Source organism: Pantoea sp. CTOTU49201, from assembly GCF_032054795.1.
Lineage (GTDB): Bacteria > Pseudomonadota > Gammaproteobacteria > Enterobacterales > Enterobacteriaceae > Pantoea > Pantoea symbiotica.
In genome coordinates this window covers 1-1,624 of sequence record NZ_DAMBSA010000626.1, presented here as the reverse complement: position 1 = coordinate 1,624, position 1,624 = coordinate 1, and the positions used below count along the sequence as shown (strand labels likewise).

The window sequence follows — 1,624 nt, the reverse complement described above, 5'->3', positions numbered from 1 at the left end:
CGCTCGATCTCAACGATAAAGGCGATGCAGCACGTACTGATGAGTTGATGCAGTTGGTCAATTCGCCGCGCGTGGCGCGCTATCCCACCGCATCAGTTCGCGAATTGGTAGCTGGCTTTGATCGCTGTGAGCAGATTCTGTGTAGCGATGGCGGGCAGATGCATCTTGCCGCCGGGCTGCACAAAAAGCAGGTGGTGTTTTTTGGTGATACTAATGCCAGCCTGTGGCATCCGTGGTCGGGTGACTATCGAATTATGCAGACCGCTTCGGGCGAATGTCGCGATGTCTCGCTAGAAACGGTCTGGCAGGCGTGGCAGCAATTACAGCAGCGTTAACGTGACGCCAGCTCAACATATTGACGGCTGATAGCCGTCACATCGTATTGGCTCAACGCCTGTTCATTGATGGCTGGCAGATGGTCGTAAATCTCGACCATCTTGCTGGCTAATGCACCTGCATCGATCTCTGTAAGCATTTGAGGCATGTCGGCTTTCACCAAAATTTCTTCCGGCCCGCCGGGGCAGCGCGTGCTGATTACCGGCGTGCCCAGCATCAATGATTCCACAATCACATTGCCAAAACCTTCGCTATCCGAACTCATCACCATTAAATGCGCGTGTTTGATGTAGGGGAAAGGGTTGGATTGAAAACCGAGAAATAGCACGCGGTCGGCAATATTAAGCGTCTGTGCCAGCTGTTTCGCTGCGGCAATACGTTCATCGGTGCCGGTGCCGAGCAGCACCAGCTTAGCGCGCGAGGCCAGGCCTGATTGTGCAAAGGCTTCCAGCAGACGATCCTGACGTTTTTGCGGATGGATGCGCGCCACGTTAATCAAGTACTCGCTGCCAGCCAGATCGCAGGGTTCATCTGCTCGTGCACGCAACGCATTTAGATCAAACGGATTATTGATAACGGCGGTTTTGGCGGGATGCACATCCATCACATCAACCATGTCATCCAGCACGGCTTGCGAAACAGCGGTGATATTACGACGTTGATAAATACCGGCCATTTTGCGCTTTTTGAACCAATAATTGAGTCCTTTACGATGACCCAAATAGGTTGAAGAGAGCACGCCATGAATACAGAACCACAAGCGCGCCGGGTCAATAGCTTTACTGCGCGCAACGATGCGGTCAGTTTTGTGCAGATTGGAGATGACCAGATCGTACTTACCATGCTGCGCTTCATCCTGACGCAACACTTCATCAAGCTTACTGGCACGGCGGGAAAGTTCGGTCAGTTTACGCCACGGCGCACGGCTTGGTGCGGTGATTACGCGGTATTCCACACCTTCCGGCAGCGCATAGGCGCAGGTCTCATCCAGAGAATAGAGCGTGACATGATGTCCCATTTTATGAATCGATTCGCTCAGGGTTAACACGACTTTTTCCGCGCCGCCGCCCGGTAAACCATCAATAATCATCAAAATGCGCATGTCACGTCCAAATGAGTTGCTGAATAGAGCGCCCTTTATACCGTTAAGGTCCTCGTGACGCTACCCAACACATTTAATCCCAGCTCAACACCACTTTGCCGGATCTTCCCGAACGCATCTCATCAAAGCCTTGCTGGAACTCATCAATGTGATAGCGATGGGTGATGATCGGCGTCAGATCGAGGC

2 protein-coding genes and 1 pseudogene are annotated in these 1,624 nt (G+C 52.5%); 1 reads left to right on the top strand and 2 read right to left on the bottom strand.

All coding sequences use genetic code 11. From position 1 onward, the window contains the following. A partial coding sequence (locus RTY00_RS24580; protein ID WP_312666721.1) for a glycosyltransferase family 9 protein occupies window positions 1-335 on the top strand: 335 nt, incomplete at its 5' end. Here the strand turns inward: RTY00_RS24580 and RTY00_RS24575 are convergent. Together RTY00_RS24575 and tdh are read right to left on the bottom strand one after the other, a co-directional pair. Then, window positions 332-1,438, bottom strand: coding sequence for a glycosyltransferase (locus RTY00_RS24575; protein WP_312666720.1), 1,107 nt, complete (start codon window positions 1,436-1,438; stop codon window positions 332-334). The two genes, RTY00_RS24580 and RTY00_RS24575, sit on opposite strands and share 4 nt — an antisense overlap. Window positions 1,439-1,511: 73 nt before the next feature. Then, a pseudogene (gene tdh, locus RTY00_RS24570) lies at window positions 1,512-1,624 on the bottom strand (L-threonine 3-dehydrogenase); the annotation flags it as partial.